The sequence below is a fragment of the Hymenobacter cellulosivorans genome (assembly GCF_022919135.1).
GTDB lineage: Bacteria > Bacteroidota > Bacteroidia > Cytophagales > Hymenobacteraceae > Hymenobacter > Hymenobacter cellulosivorans.
Genome location: NZ_CP095049.1, coordinates 4,495,283 through 4,510,473, shown reverse-complemented (window position 1 = coordinate 4,510,473; position 15,191 = coordinate 4,495,283). Strand labels below are relative to the sequence as shown.

16 protein-coding genes are annotated in these 15,191 nt (G+C 59.6%); 11 read left to right on the top strand and 5 right to left on the bottom strand.

What is annotated here, in order from left to right:
- Positions 1 to 8 precede the first annotated feature (8 nt).
- Positions 9 to 977 (top strand): NAD(P)H-quinone oxidoreductase, encoded by a 969-nt coding sequence (locus MUN80_RS19140; protein WP_244715316.1) that lies wholly within the window; start codon positions 9 to 11, stop codon positions 975 to 977.
- Between the two features lie 218 nt (positions 978 to 1,195).
- Here the strand turns inward: MUN80_RS19140 and MUN80_RS19135 are convergent, their stop codons facing one another.
- Both MUN80_RS19135 and MUN80_RS19130 read right to left on the bottom strand, forming a co-directional pair.
- The gene (locus tag MUN80_RS19135; RefSeq protein ID WP_244715314.1) at positions 1,196 to 1,813 is read right to left on the bottom strand and encodes a thioredoxin family protein; all 618 of its coding nucleotides are present in this window, start codon (positions 1,811 to 1,813) and stop codon (positions 1,196 to 1,198) included.
- Positions 1,814 to 1,842: 29 nt separating this feature from the next.
- Positions 1,843 to 2,328, bottom strand: coding sequence for a TlpA disulfide reductase family protein (locus tag MUN80_RS19130; RefSeq protein ID WP_244715312.1), 486 nt, complete (start codon positions 2,326 to 2,328; stop codon positions 1,843 to 1,845).
- Between the two features lie 241 nt (positions 2,329 to 2,569).
- Here MUN80_RS19130 and ispG point away from each other — a divergent pair, with 241 nt between their 5' ends.
- The 4 genes from ispG to MUN80_RS19110 all read left to right on the top strand — a co-directional run bounded on the left by ispG (position 2,570) and on the right by MUN80_RS19110 (position 6,157).
- Positions 2,570 to 4,651, top strand: coding sequence for a (E)-4-hydroxy-3-methylbut-2-enyl-diphosphate synthase (gene ispG, locus MUN80_RS19125; RefSeq protein WP_244715310.1), 2,082 nt, complete (start codon positions 2,570 to 2,572; stop codon positions 4,649 to 4,651).
- Between the two features lie 76 nt (positions 4,652 to 4,727).
- Positions 4,728 to 5,024, top strand: a complete 297-nt coding sequence (locus tag MUN80_RS19120) for a hypothetical protein (protein WP_244715308.1) — start codon at positions 4,728 to 4,730, stop codon at positions 5,022 to 5,024.
- A 77-nt stretch (positions 5,025 to 5,101) separates the two neighbouring features.
- Complete coding sequence (locus tag MUN80_RS19115) at positions 5,102 to 5,461, top strand: hypothetical protein (RefSeq protein WP_244715306.1); 360 nt, start codon at positions 5,102 to 5,104, stop codon at positions 5,459 to 5,461.
- A 33-nt stretch (positions 5,462 to 5,494) separates the two neighbouring features.
- Complete coding sequence (locus MUN80_RS19110; RefSeq protein ID WP_244715304.1) at positions 5,495 to 6,157, top strand: NAD-dependent epimerase/dehydratase family protein; 663 nt, start codon at positions 5,495 to 5,497, stop codon at positions 6,155 to 6,157.
- A 133-nt stretch (positions 6,158 to 6,290) separates the two neighbouring features.
- Here MUN80_RS19110 and MUN80_RS19105 read toward each other — a convergent pair whose 3' ends face one another.
- The gene (locus MUN80_RS19105) at positions 6,291 to 7,220 is read right to left on the bottom strand and encodes a DUF389 domain-containing protein (protein ID WP_244715302.1); all 930 of its coding nucleotides are present in this window, start codon (positions 7,218 to 7,220) and stop codon (positions 6,291 to 6,293) included.
- A gap of 139 nt (positions 7,221 to 7,359) precedes the next feature.
- On the opposite strand from MUN80_RS19105, the gene MUN80_RS19100 reads away from it, so the two are divergent.
- Together MUN80_RS19100 and MUN80_RS19095 are read left to right on the top strand one after the other, a co-directional pair.
- Positions 7,360 to 8,013, top strand: a complete 654-nt coding sequence (locus MUN80_RS19100) for an HAD family hydrolase (RefSeq protein ID WP_244715300.1) — start codon at positions 7,360 to 7,362, stop codon at positions 8,011 to 8,013.
- 115 nt (positions 8,014 to 8,128) lie between these two features.
- Positions 8,129 to 8,449 (top strand): DUF6984 family protein, encoded by a 321-nt coding sequence (locus MUN80_RS19095; RefSeq protein ID WP_244715298.1) that lies wholly within the window; start codon positions 8,129 to 8,131, stop codon positions 8,447 to 8,449.
- 26 nt (positions 8,450 to 8,475) lie between these two features.
- Here MUN80_RS19095 and MUN80_RS19090 read toward each other — a convergent pair whose 3' ends face one another.
- Positions 8,476 to 8,934 (bottom strand): nuclear transport factor 2 family protein, encoded by a 459-nt coding sequence (locus MUN80_RS19090; protein ID WP_244715296.1) that lies wholly within the window; start codon positions 8,932 to 8,934, stop codon positions 8,476 to 8,478.
- A gap of 154 nt (positions 8,935 to 9,088) precedes the next feature.
- On the opposite strand from MUN80_RS19090, the gene MUN80_RS19085 reads away from it, so the two are divergent.
- The 4 genes from MUN80_RS19085 to MUN80_RS19070 all read left to right on the top strand — a co-directional run bounded on the left by MUN80_RS19085 (position 9,089) and on the right by MUN80_RS19070 (position 12,026).
- On the top strand, positions 9,089 to 9,781 hold the full coding sequence (locus MUN80_RS19085; protein ID WP_244715294.1) for a phytanoyl-CoA dioxygenase family protein: 693 nt from the start codon (positions 9,089 to 9,091) through the stop codon (positions 9,779 to 9,781).
- 105 nt (positions 9,782 to 9,886) lie between these two features.
- Positions 9,887 to 10,099, top strand: a complete 213-nt coding sequence (locus MUN80_RS19080) for a DUF6728 family protein (RefSeq protein ID WP_244724969.1) — start codon at positions 9,887 to 9,889, stop codon at positions 10,097 to 10,099.
- Between the two features lie 87 nt (positions 10,100 to 10,186).
- Positions 10,187 to 10,552 (top strand): MmcQ/YjbR family DNA-binding protein, encoded by a 366-nt coding sequence (locus tag MUN80_RS19075; protein ID WP_244715292.1) that lies wholly within the window; start codon positions 10,187 to 10,189, stop codon positions 10,550 to 10,552.
- Between the two features lie 256 nt (positions 10,553 to 10,808).
- A complete protein-coding gene (locus MUN80_RS19070) occupies positions 10,809 to 12,026 on the top strand; it encodes a Bcr/CflA family multidrug efflux MFS transporter (protein ID WP_244715290.1) in 1,218 nt (405 codons plus the stop codon).
- A gap of 98 nt (positions 12,027 to 12,124) precedes the next feature.
- Here MUN80_RS19070 and leuS read toward each other — a convergent pair whose 3' ends face one another.
- On the bottom strand, positions 12,125 to 14,902 hold the full coding sequence (gene leuS, locus MUN80_RS19065; protein WP_244715288.1) for a leucine--tRNA ligase: 2,778 nt from the start codon (positions 14,900 to 14,902) through the stop codon (positions 12,125 to 12,127).
- Positions 14,903 to 15,191 lie beyond the last annotated feature (289 nt).

Genomic DNA, 15,191 nt, shown 5'->3' with positions numbered 1-15,191 from the left:
TTCTGTTTATGAACGCCATTGTCATCACCGAGCCCGGCGGCCCCGCGGTATTGCAGCTCCAGAGCCAGCAAAAGCCGGCGCCCGCGCCCCACGAAGTGCTGATTCGGGTGGCTGCCGCCGGCATCAACCGGCCCGATGTGCTGCTGCGCCAGGGCAAGTACGGCGGTGCCGATGACGTGACGGGTACCGTGCCCGGTCTGGAGCTGGCCGGCACCGTGGAAGTCTGCGGCTCCGCCGTCACGCGCTGGCAGCCCGGCGACGAGGTCTGCGCCCTGCTTACGGCTGGGGCCTACGCTGAGTACGCCGTAGTAGATGCCCGCCACTGCTTACCCGTGCCCACCGGCTGGACACTCCCGCAAGCTGCCTCCCTGCCCGAAACCGTGTTTACGGTCTGGCACAACGTGTTTCAGCGCGGGGGCCTGCAGCCCGGCGAAACCCTGCTGGTCCACGGCGGCAGCAGTGGCATTGGGATTACCGCCATTCAACTGGCCGCTGCCTTGGATTCCCCGGTTTTTGCCACCGCCGGCAGCGCCGACAAGTGCCGGGCCTGCGAGCAGCTCGGCGCCCAGCGCTGTATCAACTATAAGGAAGAAGACTTCGAAGACGCCCTGCGCGAAACCGGCGTCGACGTAATTCTGGACATGATAGGCGGCGACTATACGGCCAAAAACATGAGCCTGCTCCAGGACGACGGCCGCCTGGTGTTCATCAACGCCATGCGCGGACCCCGGGCCGAGTTCAACGCCCTGGACGTCATGCGCCGCCGCCTCACTATCACCGGCAGCACCCTGCGTCCCCGCTCCGCCGATTTCAAAGCTGCCCTGGCCGCCGAGGTCGAACGGCACGTCTGGCCGCTGCTGGCCGCTGGCAAGTTTAAGCCCGTCATCTACCGCACGTTTCCGCTGGCCGAAGCCGCCGCCGCCCACGAGCTCATGGAAAGCAGCGAACAGATTGGCAAAATCATGTTATTAAGGTGAGAAATATGAAGAATGTGTCCTTGCGAGACTGAAGGCCGAAGCCATCCGTTCTCTGCTTGTGACAAACATCCTTTAACTAAAAAGCCCTTTACTCCAGCTGGAGTAAAGGGCTTTTCACTGTAGAAGGCTTTCTATATTTCAGAGGACAGATGGCTTCGTCGGGCCTCCCCGCAAGGACAAATAATCAACACATCAACCCCACATTCGCACATTAGAAATCAGCTTTTCTTCCACTTAATCGTGCAGCCGATGGCTTTGGTAGAGTTGGTGGCGGCGGGCTTGCCGGCCAGCAGGTCGGTCATGGCTTGCTCCACGTACTTGGTTTTGACCAGCTTGGCGTCTTCCGAATTGTCGTCGATGGCGCCAATGTAGCTCACCACGAAGTCCGAGCCCTGGCGGGTGACGACGTAGAGGTGGGGCGTGCGGGTAGCGCCGTAGGTGCGGGCTACTTGCTGGGTTTCATCCTGCAGATAGGGAAAGGGGTACTTTTTGCTGCTGGCCCGGGCCTTCATTTCGGCAAAGGAGTCGCCGGGCACGGTGGCCGCGTCGTTGGGGTTGATGGCTACCACCGGATAGCCCTTAGGCGCGTACTTCTGGTGCAGCTCGATGATGCGACTTTCGTAGGCTTTGGCGTAGGGGCAGGTGTTGCAGGTAAAAACCACGATGTAGCCCTTCACGGCCTTATCGTCGGCCAACGACACCATTTTGCCGTCCACATTCTTGAGCTTGAAATCCGCGACTTTGTCGCCAACCTGGTAGCCGGTCGGATCGGCTACGAAGCCCGTGAGCAGTGCCAGCGCCAGCAGGGCAGGGAAGAAGGAGAGGAGCTTTTTCATGACAAACAGAATGGTGGTGAAAGGTTTGACTACAAAAACTTATTGATTTCAGCCGTTAACTCCGCTTGGGTGAATTTCCGCTCGAAGGTGGCGCGTCTGTTCTTTTTGCCGTTCCAGATCAGCGTAAACGGAATGGCCCCCGACCATTTGGGGTCTACCTTATCCATATAGGAGTTGGGGTCCGACTCGTTGAGCAGCACCACTTCTGATTTGAGCCCGCGCTTTTGCACGAAGGGCTTGACCTTCTTATCGAGCTGGGAGGCGTAGTCGAGGCTGACGAGCAGCACTTTCACCTTTTTGCCCGCCTGCGATGTTCCCAGTTGCTCAAACAAGGGCAGCTCCTTCACGCAGGGCGCGCACCAGGTAGCCCAGAAGTTGACCACGTAGGTCGTGTCGTTTTGCCGGCTCAGGCGCTGCTGCAGGTCCGCGAATTTGATAACCGAAACCTGTTGGGCCCGGCCCGGGGCCGCCCACAGCAGGGCGGCAGCCAGCAGCAACAATGTAAAGGACTTCATGGAAGCGTGGTTGGTATAAAACCATAGACAGGTGGCGAAGCTAAAAGTTGCTACAGGGTGGCAATCGGCCGCCTTTCGCACCGGCTTCGGCCCGCCGCCCCGGCCGGGCTGGTACCGGCCAACGGCAGCTTTATACCGGCCAAGCGCCGACGTGTCCCGCGCCTAAACCTTGCGTACCTTTGCCGTCCGCAACTTTACGCGACTATCCGTAGTTTTGGCTACGCCTATCCAGCTTCTGAGCATGACCACTGCCTCCGCTTCCAAAATTTATTGCCCCAGCCTGACCCAGTACCAGCGTCGCCTTTCGCGCGAAGTCAAAATCGGGGACCTGCCCATGGGCGGCCTCAACCCGATACGGGTGCAGAGCATGACCACCGTGGACACGATGGATACCCTGGGCTCGGTGGAGCAGACCCTGCGCATGGTAGAGGCCGGCTGCGAGTATGTGCGCATCACGGCCCCCAGCGTGAAGGAGGCCCAGAACCTGCTCGAAATCAAGAAGGAGCTGCGCAAGCGCGGCTGCTCGGTGCCCCTTATTGCCGACATTCACTTCACGCCCAACGCCGCCGAGCTGGCCGCCCGCATCGTGGAGAAAGTGCGCGTCAACCCCGGTAACTACGCCGACAAGAAGAAATTCGACGTCATCGACTACACCGACAGCAGCTACGCGGCCGAGGTGGAGCGTATCCGGGAGCGGTTCCGGCCTCTGGTCCAGATCTGCAAGCAGTACGGTACGGCCATGCGCATTGGCACCAACCACGGCTCCCTGTCCGACCGGATTCTGAGCCGTTACGGTGATACCCCACTGGGCATGGTGGAGTCGGCCCTGGAGTTTTTGCGCCTGTGCGAGGAAGAAAACTACTACGACGTAGTGCTCAGTATGAAGGCCTCTAACACCCAGGTAATGGTGCAGGCCTACCGTTTGCTGGTGCAGAAGCTCGATGAGGAAGGCCTGCAGCCCTACCCGCTGCACCTGGGCGTCACCGAAGCCGGTGAGGCCGAAGACGGCCGTATCAAGTCGGCTGTGGGCATCGGGACCCTGCTCGAGGACGGCCTGGGCGACACCGTGCGCGTTTCACTCACCGAAGCTCCCGAAGCCGAAGCCCCCGTGGCCAAGGCCCTGATTGACCGCTACACCACCCGCGCCGCCGAAGCCCGGCCTATTAAGCCATTAGTCGTTAGTTCTCAGTTGTCAGTTGGTAGTGAAAAAGCTGCTCAGAACAACCTAGCAACTAACAACGAGCAACTAACAACTAAACAAATTCCCATCGACCCTTTCCAGTACTTCCGCCGCTACACGCGCGAAGTGCAGAACCTGGGCGGGCAGAACGTGCCCCGGGTGATGGTGGATATTTCCCGGCTGTCGGCAGTAGAGTATGCCGATCTGCGGGCCGTGGGCCACTTGTACTCAGCCTTTCTCGACAAGTTCCAGATGAATGACCTGGGTGCCGACTACGTCTATAGCGGCCAGCGCCCGGTGCCGTTTATGCTGCCCAACGGCCTAAAGGAAGTGGTAGACTACAGTGCCTGGGTCGACGGCGGGGCCCGCGCCGACCATTACCCGGTGCTCACCGCGGCTGAATACGCCGGGAGCGGCGCCAAGCACGCCGAGCTGAACTTTGTGTTCCAGACCCTGGACTCGCTCACGCCCGCCGCCCTCGACCAGCTCCGCCAGGATACCACGGCTGTCCTTATCCTGCGCACCGACAACGCCCACGCCATGCCCGAAATTCGCCGCGCGTTTTTTGAGCTGCTGAATGAAGGCATTACCAACCCCGTCATCATCCAGCGCCAGTATCCCGAGCTGACGCCAGAGCAAACTCAGCTCTACGCCGCTACCGACGTGGGCGGCCTGCTGCTCGACGGCCTCGGCGACGGGGTGATTCTGAGCACCGAGCTGCTGCCCGAGCGCCCCAAAGAAGAGTGGCTTCAGACCCTGGACCAGCTCAACCAGCTCAGCTTCGGCATCCTGCAGGCGGCCCGCACCCGCATGTCCAAGACCGAGTACATCAGCTGCCCCAGCTGCGGCCGCACCCTGTTCGACCTGCAGGAAACCACGGCCATGATCCGCAAGCGCACCGACCACCTGAAGGGCGTCAAAATCGGCATCATGGGCTGCATCGTAAATGGCCCCGGCGAAATGGCCGACGCCGACTACGGCTACGTGGGCGTGGGCAAAGGCAAAATTGCCCTCTACCGCGGCCAGGAAGTCATCAAGAAAGCCGTGCCCGAGGAGCAGGCCGTAGACCAGCTCATTGAGCTCATGCGCGAGGACGGCAAGTGGATAGAGCCCGTGACGCTAGAAGAGCCGGTGGGGGTGTAGATGAGTCTGTAAAGGAACGTGAACGGGATTGAGCTATAGAGTTCAATCCCGTTTTGCTTAGCTATTAACTCAACGGATGCTTGATCTTTATTTGCTCGACGACTCCCTGCCGAAACCAAACCGGCCTATAGAATTAAACCATATAGGTGGTATAGAAGAGAAGTTGTTTCTGCAATTACAAGCAGAAGGCATAATAGAGCCTTGGTTTGATTACTACCGTGATTTTCGTTGGGGCAGTGAAATTGTAAATAGAATGTTGCTAAAGCTTCCGCAAAAATCTGCGGCGTTGCAGAGTCCAAAGCAAACCAACTTTATAGCCATTTTGCAAAAGGCAGTTGCTGCAAAAAGTGGGCTCATGGCCTATGCAGATTAAGCATCTAGATCAGCAGTATACTGCCGCCAAAACAAACCTGGCTGCCCGCTGAGGGCCCCGATTTCAAGTTCTTTCCTATGGATCTATCAACTGGGACTAATATCCTACACGACGCAGTTGTCGAAACATTTACGCTTGACTTGCCACGCCGACGTTTGGTGGTAGTTGTTTGGGAGAAAAAAGACGGGGGCGCTAGTTTCTGGTCACAGCTTGTTATTTCGGGTATCAAAAATGTCGGGGAAGCGCAGCAAGTGCAAGCCTGCATAGATACTATCGTGACACGTGAAAAGCGGGTGGGGCTGGGTTATCGGATAGACGAGCTCACGTTATCCAAGGCCGCAGACGTGCAGGTCGCGCTGGATATAGATCATCTGCCGCCCCTGCGGTTAACTTGTGCTAAGTTCACGCTGCAAAGCCTTCCTGAGAAGCCTGCCTAAAACATCCGCGCCGCTTACCCGTCTACCTTGCGTATGAAGATCAAAGCAATTCTGACCGGGGCCACCGGCATGGTGGGCGAGGGCGTGCTACACGAAGCCCTGAACCATCCCGACGTGGAGCAAGTGCTCAGCATCAGCCGCCGGCCCTCGGGCGTGACTCACCCTAAGCTGCGCGAAATCATCCAAGCCGACTTCCACGACCTGACCCCGATTCAGGACCAGCTCACGGGCTACAACGCCTGCTTTTTCTGCCTGGGCGTGTCGTCGGTGGGCATGAAGCAGCCCGAGTACCAGCGCCTGACCTACGATTTGACCCTGCACTTCGCCCAAACCCTGCTGCCCCACAACCCCGAGCTGACGTTCTGTTACGTCTCGGGCGCGGGCACCGACAGCACCGCCCACGGCCGCAGCATGTGGGCCCGGGTAAAAGGGCGTACCGAAAACGACCTGCTGGCGCTGGGCTTTAAAAGCGCCTACATGTTCCGGCCGGGCTTTCTGAAGGCCACGCCGGGGCAGCAGCACGTATTGTCCTACTACAAATACTTTGGCTGGCTCTATCCAGTGCTGCGGACTCTCACGCCCCGCTACGTTTCCACGCTGGCCGAGCTAGGCCAGGCCATGCTCAACGTGGTGCGCTTGGGCTACCCGAAGCCCGTGCTGGAAGTACCCGACATTGTAGCCCTGGCGAAGAAATAGGTAGCCGGGGGAGCGTTGTCAATAATTATTGCTGCGGAGCGCGAATTATTGACAAGCCTTGGCAATACCTATTGCTCGTGAAAGAAAATTGTTGCCAGCCTTAGCTTCGCCCTTTATCCGGAAGGACGGCCTGCTACACAATAGGGCGACGCTGGTGCAAAAACTTCTGCTTCAGCCAGAAAAATGGCACGCCCAGCGCCACAATAAAGCCCCAGTCGGCACCAAAGCGCTGCAAGCCTTCCAGCGCCAGGTCGAAGCGGCCCACGGCCAGGCCGGCCCCAATCAAAGCGGCGGCCGGAATAAAGGCCATGGCAATCAGGGGCCCGGCCTGGAAGCTGCGGCGGAAGGCGGCCAGCATCACTACGCCCGCCAGGGCCCCGGCGGCGGCCACCAGCAGCTCCATCCATTTGGGGTGCAGCAGGTGTTCCACTTCGGGGTTGGCGGCCAGCTCCGCGGCCGAGGTTTCGCCGGTGGCTACCAGTACGTACATTGTCAGGGCGGCCGTCAGGATCAGTACCGCGTAGCCCACCAGCGCCGACTCAATGCCGCGCCACACCAGAATCCAGCGCCGCAGGGCCAAACCCACGGGCACCTTGGTCATGGGGTCGAAGCCGGGCGCAATAATGGCCGAGGAAATAAAGGCTACTGCCTGCGGCACGGGCTCCGATACCAGCCCTACGGCGCAGATCAGGCCACCCAGGGCCATCAGCAGCAGGTAATTGGTAGTAATGGCGCCCTGGTGGCGCAGGCCGCTTTCCATTTCCTCCCAGATGGCCTCGTCCTTGTCATCGACAATGGTTTTGTGGTGGGAAGGGGAAATAAAGCTGGCCGCCTCGCTGGTCACTACGCTCAGGTCCTTGTCATCGGGTACGGCGGCCCGGGCCCGGCGCAGCACTTCGTCGGCCCCGCGGTTGAGCACGTGCACGATGAGCACGTCGCCGGCGGGCTTGCGGGAGGCCCCAAGCTGCACGCTCAGGCCAATAACTTCCGTTAGGTCAGTTAGTTCTTGACATAGGGATTCCGTTACCGCGGCCGGGACGGTAATTTCCAGGGTTCGATGCATAAAGAATAGGGAAAAGCAGCCGGTAGCAGCTGGGTAATACCCGGTGTACGGGTAGCGGGCCGCTGCTGTTCCTGGATTGGGACTGGTAAGGGCCAACCCGGCCGGATTGCTACCTTTGCCCGCCACCCCACTTTTCCGCATGATTCGCACCGTTATTTTCGATATGGACGGCGTGCTCGTCGACACCGAGCCCCTCCACCACGACGCTTTCTTTCGCCACTTTGCTGAGCTGGGCATCCCGATGACGGCCCAGGAGTACGCCACCTTTCTGGGCGCCTCCACCCGCAACGTATACCAGGCTCTCAAGGAGCAGTTTGGTCTGGAAGCAGAGGTTGAAGCCCTTATTCAGCGCAAGCGCGAGCTGTTTGGCAAGTCGTTCGATGAGTCCCGGGACCTGGATTTGCTGCCCGGGGCCCGCGCCCTGATTGAGGAACTGCACCGGGCCGGGGTGCCGCTGCAACTGGCCTCGTCGGCTTCCAAGGAAACCATTGCCCGGGTCTTCACCCGCTTCGGCCTCTACCCGTACTTCGACAATCTGGTCAGCGGCGAAGATTTTCCCCGTTCCAAGCCCGATCCGGCCATTTTTCGGCATGCAGCCGAGCTAGCCGGCATTCCGCCCCACGAGTGTGTAGTCATCGAGGACTCGGCCAATGGCGTGACGGCGGCCAAGGCGGCGGGCATGGTTTGCATCGGCTACAAAAGTGAGCATTCCGAAGGGCAGGACCTGCACCACGCCGACCAGGTAGTTTCGCACCTGGGCCAGCTGAGCGCCGCGGCTATTCTGGCGCTGTAATCCTGGTCACTCTCACTTCTACACTACCCTTTGCCGGCCTTTGCCGGCGTTTGGGCTGCCGACTTTTCCCTGCCGGAACCGTATGATAAGGCAGTAGCTAGGGGAGACAAATCAAATGGCTAACCGCACCCTCAAACTGCCCGAACTGGGCTTGCTGGTTTTTCTGCTTCGGGACAAACCCCACGCTGAGCCCCTACTGGCCAAGCTCTACACGTCGGAAGTCCGGGAAATAGATGAGGCCCAGACTGGCAGCCTGCGCTTCGCAAGTCAGCAGGCCGAGCGCCGCCTGGGGGAAAAAATTGCCAGCACCCGCTTTCTGGACGAAGACGGCGTGCCGGTCTTCGTGTCGCTCTACCTCGACCAGCGCGGGGAACTCTACGAGCTGGACTGCTGGAAAGTAGACGACACGCCCTTGCGGCGAATGCCGGCTTTTTAAGCTGAATATTACGCGGTTAGCCTGGGTTACTTGCAGCCCTCCTTGCGGCGGGTGTCGATGATGTGCACGATTTTCCAGCCCTCCGTGAATTTGACCAGCTGAAACGAGTTGTAGCCGCAGTGGCTGAACTTGGGGCCCACGTAAAACTGGTAGGGCGTCCAGACGCTAGCCAGGTTGGCATCGATGAGGACCTGCTCGAAGCTGATTCGCTCGTCGTATACTTCCTTGTGCGGGGTGCCGACGAGCTTGAGAAACTCCGCCGCCTTTTCCGTGCCCGTTTGCACCGCGCCGTTGCGGCTCATGATGGTATGCAGCACCACGCCCGGGGCCAGCGTGCTGCGTACCATCGCGCTGTCGCCCTTGCGCATGCCGTCGAAAAAGGTGGTAATGGTTTTCTTGACGGCAGCGGTTTCGGCGGGGCTGGTTTGGGCAAAGGCGGCGGGGGCCAGGGCCAGGAAGCAGGAGGCGAGGAGTAGTTTTTTCATCAGGCAAGGCGTAGACAGGGAGAATATGCCAAGGTAACGGGTTTGGCCGCGCAGTTGCACCACTTGTTCGTAGCCGCCGGCTGCGTAGCTTGCACCCCAGTTGTATCCCGTTTCCAGTGGCATAAATTCGACCTATTTCCCTTTAACCCAGCAGTTGCAAGATCAGGGCTTTGCCGTGCAGCCGGCGTTATTGCAGCCCGCCGAAACCGCCGCCGTGCTACACGCCATTGAGCAGGCTCCGACAACCGGACCTAACTTTCGCCGCAGCCAGGACCTGTTTGCCATCCGCAACGTGCTGGGCGAGATTCCATCCTTGCAGCCCATTTTAGCCGCCTCAACACTGCCCCAGCTGCTGCGGGCGTTGTTTCCGGCCGGCTGCCACCTGGTTAAGTCCATCTATTTCGACAAGCCGGCCCACTCCAACTGGCTGGTGGCCTGGCACCAGGATCTGATGATCAGCGTCAACCACCGGGCCGAGCTGCCGGGCTACGGTCCCTGGACCAGCAAGGCCGAAGGTGTGGCCGTGCAGCCGCCCCGGCAGGTGCTGGAGAATATCTGCACCATCCGCCTCCACCTTGACGCCTGCGACGCCGACAACGGGGCCCTGAAAGTAGTGCTGGGCTCCCACCAGGAAGGCCCACTGCCGGGCGCCAAGTTGGCCGGCCGTACCGCTGGCGCCGTAGTATGCCCCGCGCCGGCCGGCGGGGCCATGCTCATGAAGCCCTTGCTACTGCACGCTTCCAACCGCAGCCAGAGTGCCCGTAGCCGCCGGGTACTGCACCTAGAATTCGCCTCGGTGGAGTTGCCCCAGGGTCTGCAGTGGCGGGAAAAGCGCCAACTGGCCTAGCCCCCAGCTGGCCGCGCCGGGCAGGAATTTCTGACCTTGGCCGCCCCCTCGAATCCCGAATATTTTCCGAATCTATTTACCTTTCCGGCAAATCATTCCGCCCGTTTGGGTGTTCTGTTTCTGTACCAAAAGCCCACTAATATGGACGGCCGCAACCTGTTTAACTTTGGTCCCGCACTCGGATATTTCTTCCGGAAAAACGACCCTAACCGCAAAACCAACTTCAACCTGCGCACGATGCACTTCATCAACAAGCTCAGCATGGCCATGTTCCTGGTCGGGCTGTGCGTGGTGCTGTATCGGTTGTTTACGCGCTAAGCGTTGAAGTAATCCTATACCAGGCCTTCGGGCGGCAGCTAGGCCGTTCGAAGGCTTCCTTTTTGTATTTTATCCAACTGCCGCTCTATGCACATCGAAGAGTTCCGCGACTATTGCCTGCTTAAAGCCGGCGTGACCGAAGAAACCCCGTTTGGCCCCGATACTCTGGTTTTCAAGGTGGGCGGTAAGGTATTCGCCCTCACCGATATCGAAACCTTTGGCAGCATCAACCTCAAGTGTGACCCGGAGCGGGCCGTCGACCTGCGCGAGCAGCACGACTACGTAGTGCCGGGCTACCACATGAACAAAAAGCACTGGAACACGGTGCTCATCGGCACGGGCATCCCTGGCGCGCAGCTGCGCGAGCTCATTGACCATTCCTATGACCTGGTCCGGGCCTCTCTGCCCAAAAAACAGCGCGAGGAGCTGGCTGAGGCCGAACAGGAAAGCTAGGCGGAGGCAGTCGTAAATCAGGATTTGTTCGACTGGCCGGCGCTCCACTTTCGGCTTTGCTGCTAGCTACCTACGCTCACAGCAAAGGGGCGGAAAGTAGGGTGTTAGGACCAGAGAATGGTAGAGCAACGTCGACCTAGCGGGTTTGCTATATAGGCCGTGAGAAAGCCTAAAATAGTGGGGGCCAAGCCCAACCGATGGCATTGCCACGTTTGCTGCCGACCTTTGCGGCTGCTTGTTCCGTGATTCTGCTTTGATGCCAAAAAACCACGCCGGCCACACTAGCCTGATTCTGCTGCTGGGCTTGCTCACGGCCTTTGGGCCTATGAGTATCGATATGTATCTGCCCGCCTTCCCGGCCATTGCCCGCGAGTTTGGCGTCTCAATATCGACGGTACAGTTTACCCTGGCTTCCTACAACATCGGTATTGCCCTGGGCCAGCTGCTCTATGGCCCTCTGGCCGACCAGCTGGGGCGCAAGCGCAACCTGCTGGCCGGCATGCTGCTCTACGGCCTGGCCGCCATGGGTTGCGCTTTTGCTACTTCCGTCGACAACCTGATTGCGGCGCGCTTCCTGCAGGCCGTCGGTGGCTGCGCCGGAATGGTCCTGGCCCGCGCCATCGTGCGTGACCGGTTCGACGGTAACGAGTCGGCCAAGGTGTTTTCTACCCTCATGCTTATCATGGGCGTAGCCCCGATTTTGGCGCCCACTGTGGGTGGCCTCATCATTGCCCACTTCGACTGGCGCTACATTTTCGGCCTGCTGGCCCTGCTGGCCGCCTTTACGCTGGTGTGCATCGTCTTTGTGCTGCCCGAAACGTTGCCCGCCGAGCGCCGCAACCCAGTGGCCGTGCGCAACTCCTTCCGCACCTACGGCGCCCTGCTGCGCGACCGGGAATTCGTAGGCTACGCCCTGACGGCGGGCATGGTGCAGGGCGGCATGTTTACCTACATCACCGGCTCATCGTTCGTGTTCATGAAGCTCTTTGGGCTTAGCGAGCAGCAGTTCGGTATTCTGTTTGGCCTGAACGCCGCCGGCATTATCACCGCTTCCCAGGTCAATAATCTGCTGCTCAAGCGCTTCACCTTCCAGCAGATTCTCCGGGCCGTGACGGTATTCTACTTCGGCGCGGCCCTGGTCTTGCTGCTAATGGCCAGCACAGGCTGGCTGGGTATGTACGGCATTGCCATACCCCTGTTTTGCACTGTGGGCTGCGTGGGCTTGGCAATTCCCAACGCCACGGCCGGGGCCATGATGCACCACGGCAAGCAAGCCGGTAGCGCCTCGGCCCTGATGGGCACGCTCATGTACAGCTGCGGGGCCCTGGCCGCCATCAGCGTCAGTGCCTTTGCCAACAATACCGCCCTGCCCATGGCTGCCACCATCACCGCCTGTGCCGTGGCTAGCGTGTTGATATTTAGAGTGATGGTGGGAAAGACGAAGGTGGAGGTGCCGGAAGCAGTTGCAAAATAAGTTGTGTCCTTGCTTTGCGTTGCTCGCAATGACAGACATAAAAAAAGGCCCACTGGATTGCTCCAGTGGGCCTTTCTGCTAAGTTACAAGCAGTTAAGCTACACTACCACGTTCACCATGCGGCCGGGCACAACGATAAACTTCTTGGGCTCCTTACCCTCGGCAAACCGGGTCAGGAAGCCGGATCCGCGTACGGCGGCTTCGATTTCGGCGGCGGTGGCGGCGGCGGCAAACTGCTGGGTTTCGCGCACCTTGCCGTTGATGGCTACCGGGTAGTTCACGGTGTCTTCCACCAGATACTCCTCCTTAAATTCGGGGTACTTAGCTTGGCTGATGCTGCCGGCTTCGTGGCCCAGCTTCACCCAAAGCTCCTCGGCCAGGTGGGGCGCGTAGGGCGAAATCAGGATGGTGAGGGGCTCCAGGATGGCGCGCTTGTGCGAATCGAGGGCCGTCAGCTCGTTGACCGTAATCATCAGGGCGCTGACGGTGGTGTTGAACGAGAACTTCTCAATGTCCTCTTCCACCTTCCGGATGGCCTTATGCAAGGCCTTCAACTCGGCAGGCGCCGCCGCTTCGTCGGTTACGGCGAAATCACCGTCCTGGGGGTGGTAGAGGCGCCAGAGCTTCTTGAGGAAGCCCGCCACGCCGCTCATGCCATTGGTGTTCCAAGGCTTAAACTGCTCCAGTGGACCCAGGAACATTTCGTACAAACGCAGGGCATCGGCTCCGTAACGGTCAATCAGCACGTCGGGGCTCACCACGTTATATTTCGACTTCGACATCTTTTCAACTTCCACACCGCAGACGTAGGTGCCGTTGTCTTCGAGGATGAACTCGGCCGTAGCATACTCATCGCGCCACTTTTTATAAGCCTCAATGTTCAGAACATCGTTGTCCACGATATTTACATCGACGTGCAATGCAGTGGTTTCGTGCTGGTCTTTCTTGCCGGCCGTCACGAACGTGTTGGTACCGTTGATGCGGTACACGAAGTTGGAGCGGCCCAGAATCATGCCCTGGTTGATGAGCTTTTGGAAAGGCTCAGCAGCCGAAACCAGGCCCAGGTCTTTGAGAAACAGGTGCCAGAAGCGGGAGTAGAGCAAGTGGCCCGTAGCGTGTTCTGCGCCACCGAGATATAAATCCACATTCTGCCAGTACTGCTCAGCCTCCTGGCCCACGAAACGTTCGTTATTCGTGGGGTCCATGTAGCGCAGGAAGTACCAGGAGGAGCCAGCCCAGCCGGGCATGGTGCTCAGCTCGTACTCGTACTGGCCCTTGTACTTCCAGTCCTTGGCCCGGCCCAGGGGTGGCTCGCCGGTTTCGGTGGGCTTGTACTCGTCAATTTCGGGCAGCACCAGGGGCAGGTCTTCTTCGGCCACGCCGTAGGCCACGCCATCCTTGTAGTAAATCGGGATGGGCTCACCCCAGTAGCGCTGCCGGCCAAAGATGGCGTCGCGGATACGGAAGTTGGTTTTGCCTTTACCGATGCCGCGTTCCTCAAGCTGCTGAATCAGGGTTTGGGTGGCTTCTTTGTAGCCCATGCCCTGGATGAGGCCGTGCAGGTACTTGCCTTCCTTGGTGGGGTCGGCCTGCTCTTCGATCTGCTGCTGATCGACGACCTGCACGATGGGCAGGTTGAAGTGCTTGGCAAACACGTAGTCGCGCTGGTCGCCCGAGGGCACGGCCATGACGGCGCCGGTGCCGTAGCCGGCCAGCACGTAGTCGGCAATCCAGATCTGGATGGGCTCGTTGCTGAAGGGGTTGATGCCGTAGGAACCCGTGAAGGCGCCCGACACAGTTTTGGTGTCGGCCATCCGGTCGCGCTCCGAGCGGCGCTTGGTGGCGTCGATGTAGTCCTGAATTTCGGCCTGCTGCTCGGGCGTGGTCAGCTCTTTTACCAGCTCGTGCTCGGGAGCCAAAACGAGGAAGGTCGCGCCGTAAATGGTGTCGACGCGGGTAGTGTAGACCTTAATCTGAGCTTGCTCGTGGTCCTGGACCTGAAAGGTCACTTCGGCGCCGATGGATTTGCCAATCCAGTTGCGCTGCATTTCCTTCACGGCTTCGGGCCAGTCGATGTGGTCGAGGCCCTGCAACAGGCGGTCGGCGTAGGCGGTAATGCGCAGGTTCCACTGGGGCATCAGCCGACGTTCCACGGGGAACCCTCCGCGCTCCGAGAGGCCGTCCTTCACTTCGTCGTTGCTCAGGACCGTGCCTAAGCCGGCGCACCAGTTAACATAAGTATCTGACTGATAAGCTAAACGGTAGGGGTGAACGGCCTGGAGCTTTTGCTTTTCGCTCCACATCTGCCACTGGCCGGCCGTGAAATCGTGGCGCTCTTCCTCGTCACCGGCGGCGCGCACGCCCTGGCTGCCGTTCTCGGCAAACTTGGCGAGCAGGGTTTTCAGGGGCTCGGCGCGGTCGGTGTCGAGGTTGTACCAGGAGTTGAAGAGCTTGAGGAAAATCCATTGCGTCCACTTGTAGTACGAGGGGTCAGAAGTGCGCACCTCGCGGCTCCAGTCGTAGCTGAAACCCAGGGACGAAAGCTGCTCGATGTAGCGGGCAATGTTCTCGCGGGTGGTTTTCTCGGGGTGCTGGCCGGTCTGGATGGCGTACTGCTCGGCGGGCAGGCCGAAGGAGTCGAAGCCCATGGGGTGCAGCACGTTGAAGCCCTGCAGGCGCTTGTAGCGCGTCACGATGTCGGAGGCAATGTAGCCCAGGGGGTGGCCGACGTGCAGACCCGCCCCTGAGGGGTAGGGGAACATGTCGAGGACGTAGTATTTGGGCTTGTCCGAGTTGTTATCGGCCTTGAAGGTGCCGTTATCTTTCCAGTGGGCTTGCCACTTCTTCTCAATTTCCTGGGGACTATAGCCGGGCATGGGCTTCCGATTAGGTGGTTACTTGCTGAACTGGCGAAATTAAGCGGAAATGCCGGGAAAGGGTAATTCTCGGCCGGATTAGGCGGCGGAAGCGGGGTGTTTAGCTTTAGGGCAGAGGTGTTTTCGATTTGGTTCGGGGTGTTTTTGATTCGGGCGGACGCATTTCGTAAGAGGGCGGGGGTGTTTTGGCTTTAGGCGGAAGTGTTTCAGGAGAGGACGGAGGTATTTCGCACAGGGGCGGACGTGTTTTCGGTTTGGGCGGAAGTGTTTCGCAACGGGGCGGACGTGT

What these genes read in the sequence shown, in the direction of transcription:
- MUN80_RS19095 (WP_244715298.1), top strand. Translation starts at nt 8,129, where the DNA reads ATGGCTAACCGCACCCTCAAACTGCCCGAACTGGGCTTGCTGGTTTTT.
- MUN80_RS19115 (WP_244715306.1), top strand. Translation starts at nt 5,102, where the DNA reads ATGGATCTATCAACTGGGACTAATATCCTACACGACGCAGTTGTCGAA.
- leuS (WP_244715288.1), bottom strand. Translation starts at nt 14,902, where the DNA reads ATGCCCGGCTATAGTCCCCAGGAAATTGAGAAGAAGTGGCAAGCCCAC.
- MUN80_RS19070 (WP_244715290.1), top strand. Translation starts at nt 10,809, where the DNA reads ATGCCAAAAAACCACGCCGGCCACACTAGCCTGATTCTGCTGCTGGGC.
- MUN80_RS19075 (WP_244715292.1), top strand. Translation starts at nt 10,187, where the DNA reads ATGCACATCGAAGAGTTCCGCGACTATTGCCTGCTTAAAGCCGGCGTG.
- MUN80_RS19100 (WP_244715300.1), top strand. Translation starts at nt 7,360, where the DNA reads ATGATTCGCACCGTTATTTTCGATATGGACGGCGTGCTCGTCGACACC.
- MUN80_RS19120 (WP_244715308.1), top strand. Translation starts at nt 4,728, where the DNA reads ATGCTTGATCTTTATTTGCTCGACGACTCCCTGCCGAAACCAAACCGG.
- MUN80_RS19090 (WP_244715296.1), bottom strand. Translation starts at nt 8,934, where the DNA reads ATGAAAAAACTACTCCTCGCCTCCTGCTTCCTGGCCCTGGCCCCCGCC.
- MUN80_RS19130 (WP_244715312.1), bottom strand. Translation starts at nt 2,328, where the DNA reads ATGAAGTCCTTTACATTGTTGCTGCTGGCTGCCGCCCTGCTGTGGGCG.
- ispG (WP_244715310.1), top strand. Translation starts at nt 2,570, where the DNA reads ATGACCACTGCCTCCGCTTCCAAAATTTATTGCCCCAGCCTGACCCAG.
- MUN80_RS19105 (WP_244715302.1), bottom strand. Translation starts at nt 7,220, where the DNA reads ATGCATCGAACCCTGGAAATTACCGTCCCGGCCGCGGTAACGGAATCC.
- MUN80_RS19110 (WP_244715304.1), top strand. Translation starts at nt 5,495, where the DNA reads ATGAAGATCAAAGCAATTCTGACCGGGGCCACCGGCATGGTGGGCGAG.
- MUN80_RS19140 (WP_244715316.1), top strand. Translation starts at nt 9, where the DNA reads ATGAACGCCATTGTCATCACCGAGCCCGGCGGCCCCGCGGTATTGCAG.
- MUN80_RS19135 (WP_244715314.1), bottom strand. Translation starts at nt 1,813, where the DNA reads ATGAAAAAGCTCCTCTCCTTCTTCCCTGCCCTGCTGGCGCTGGCACTG.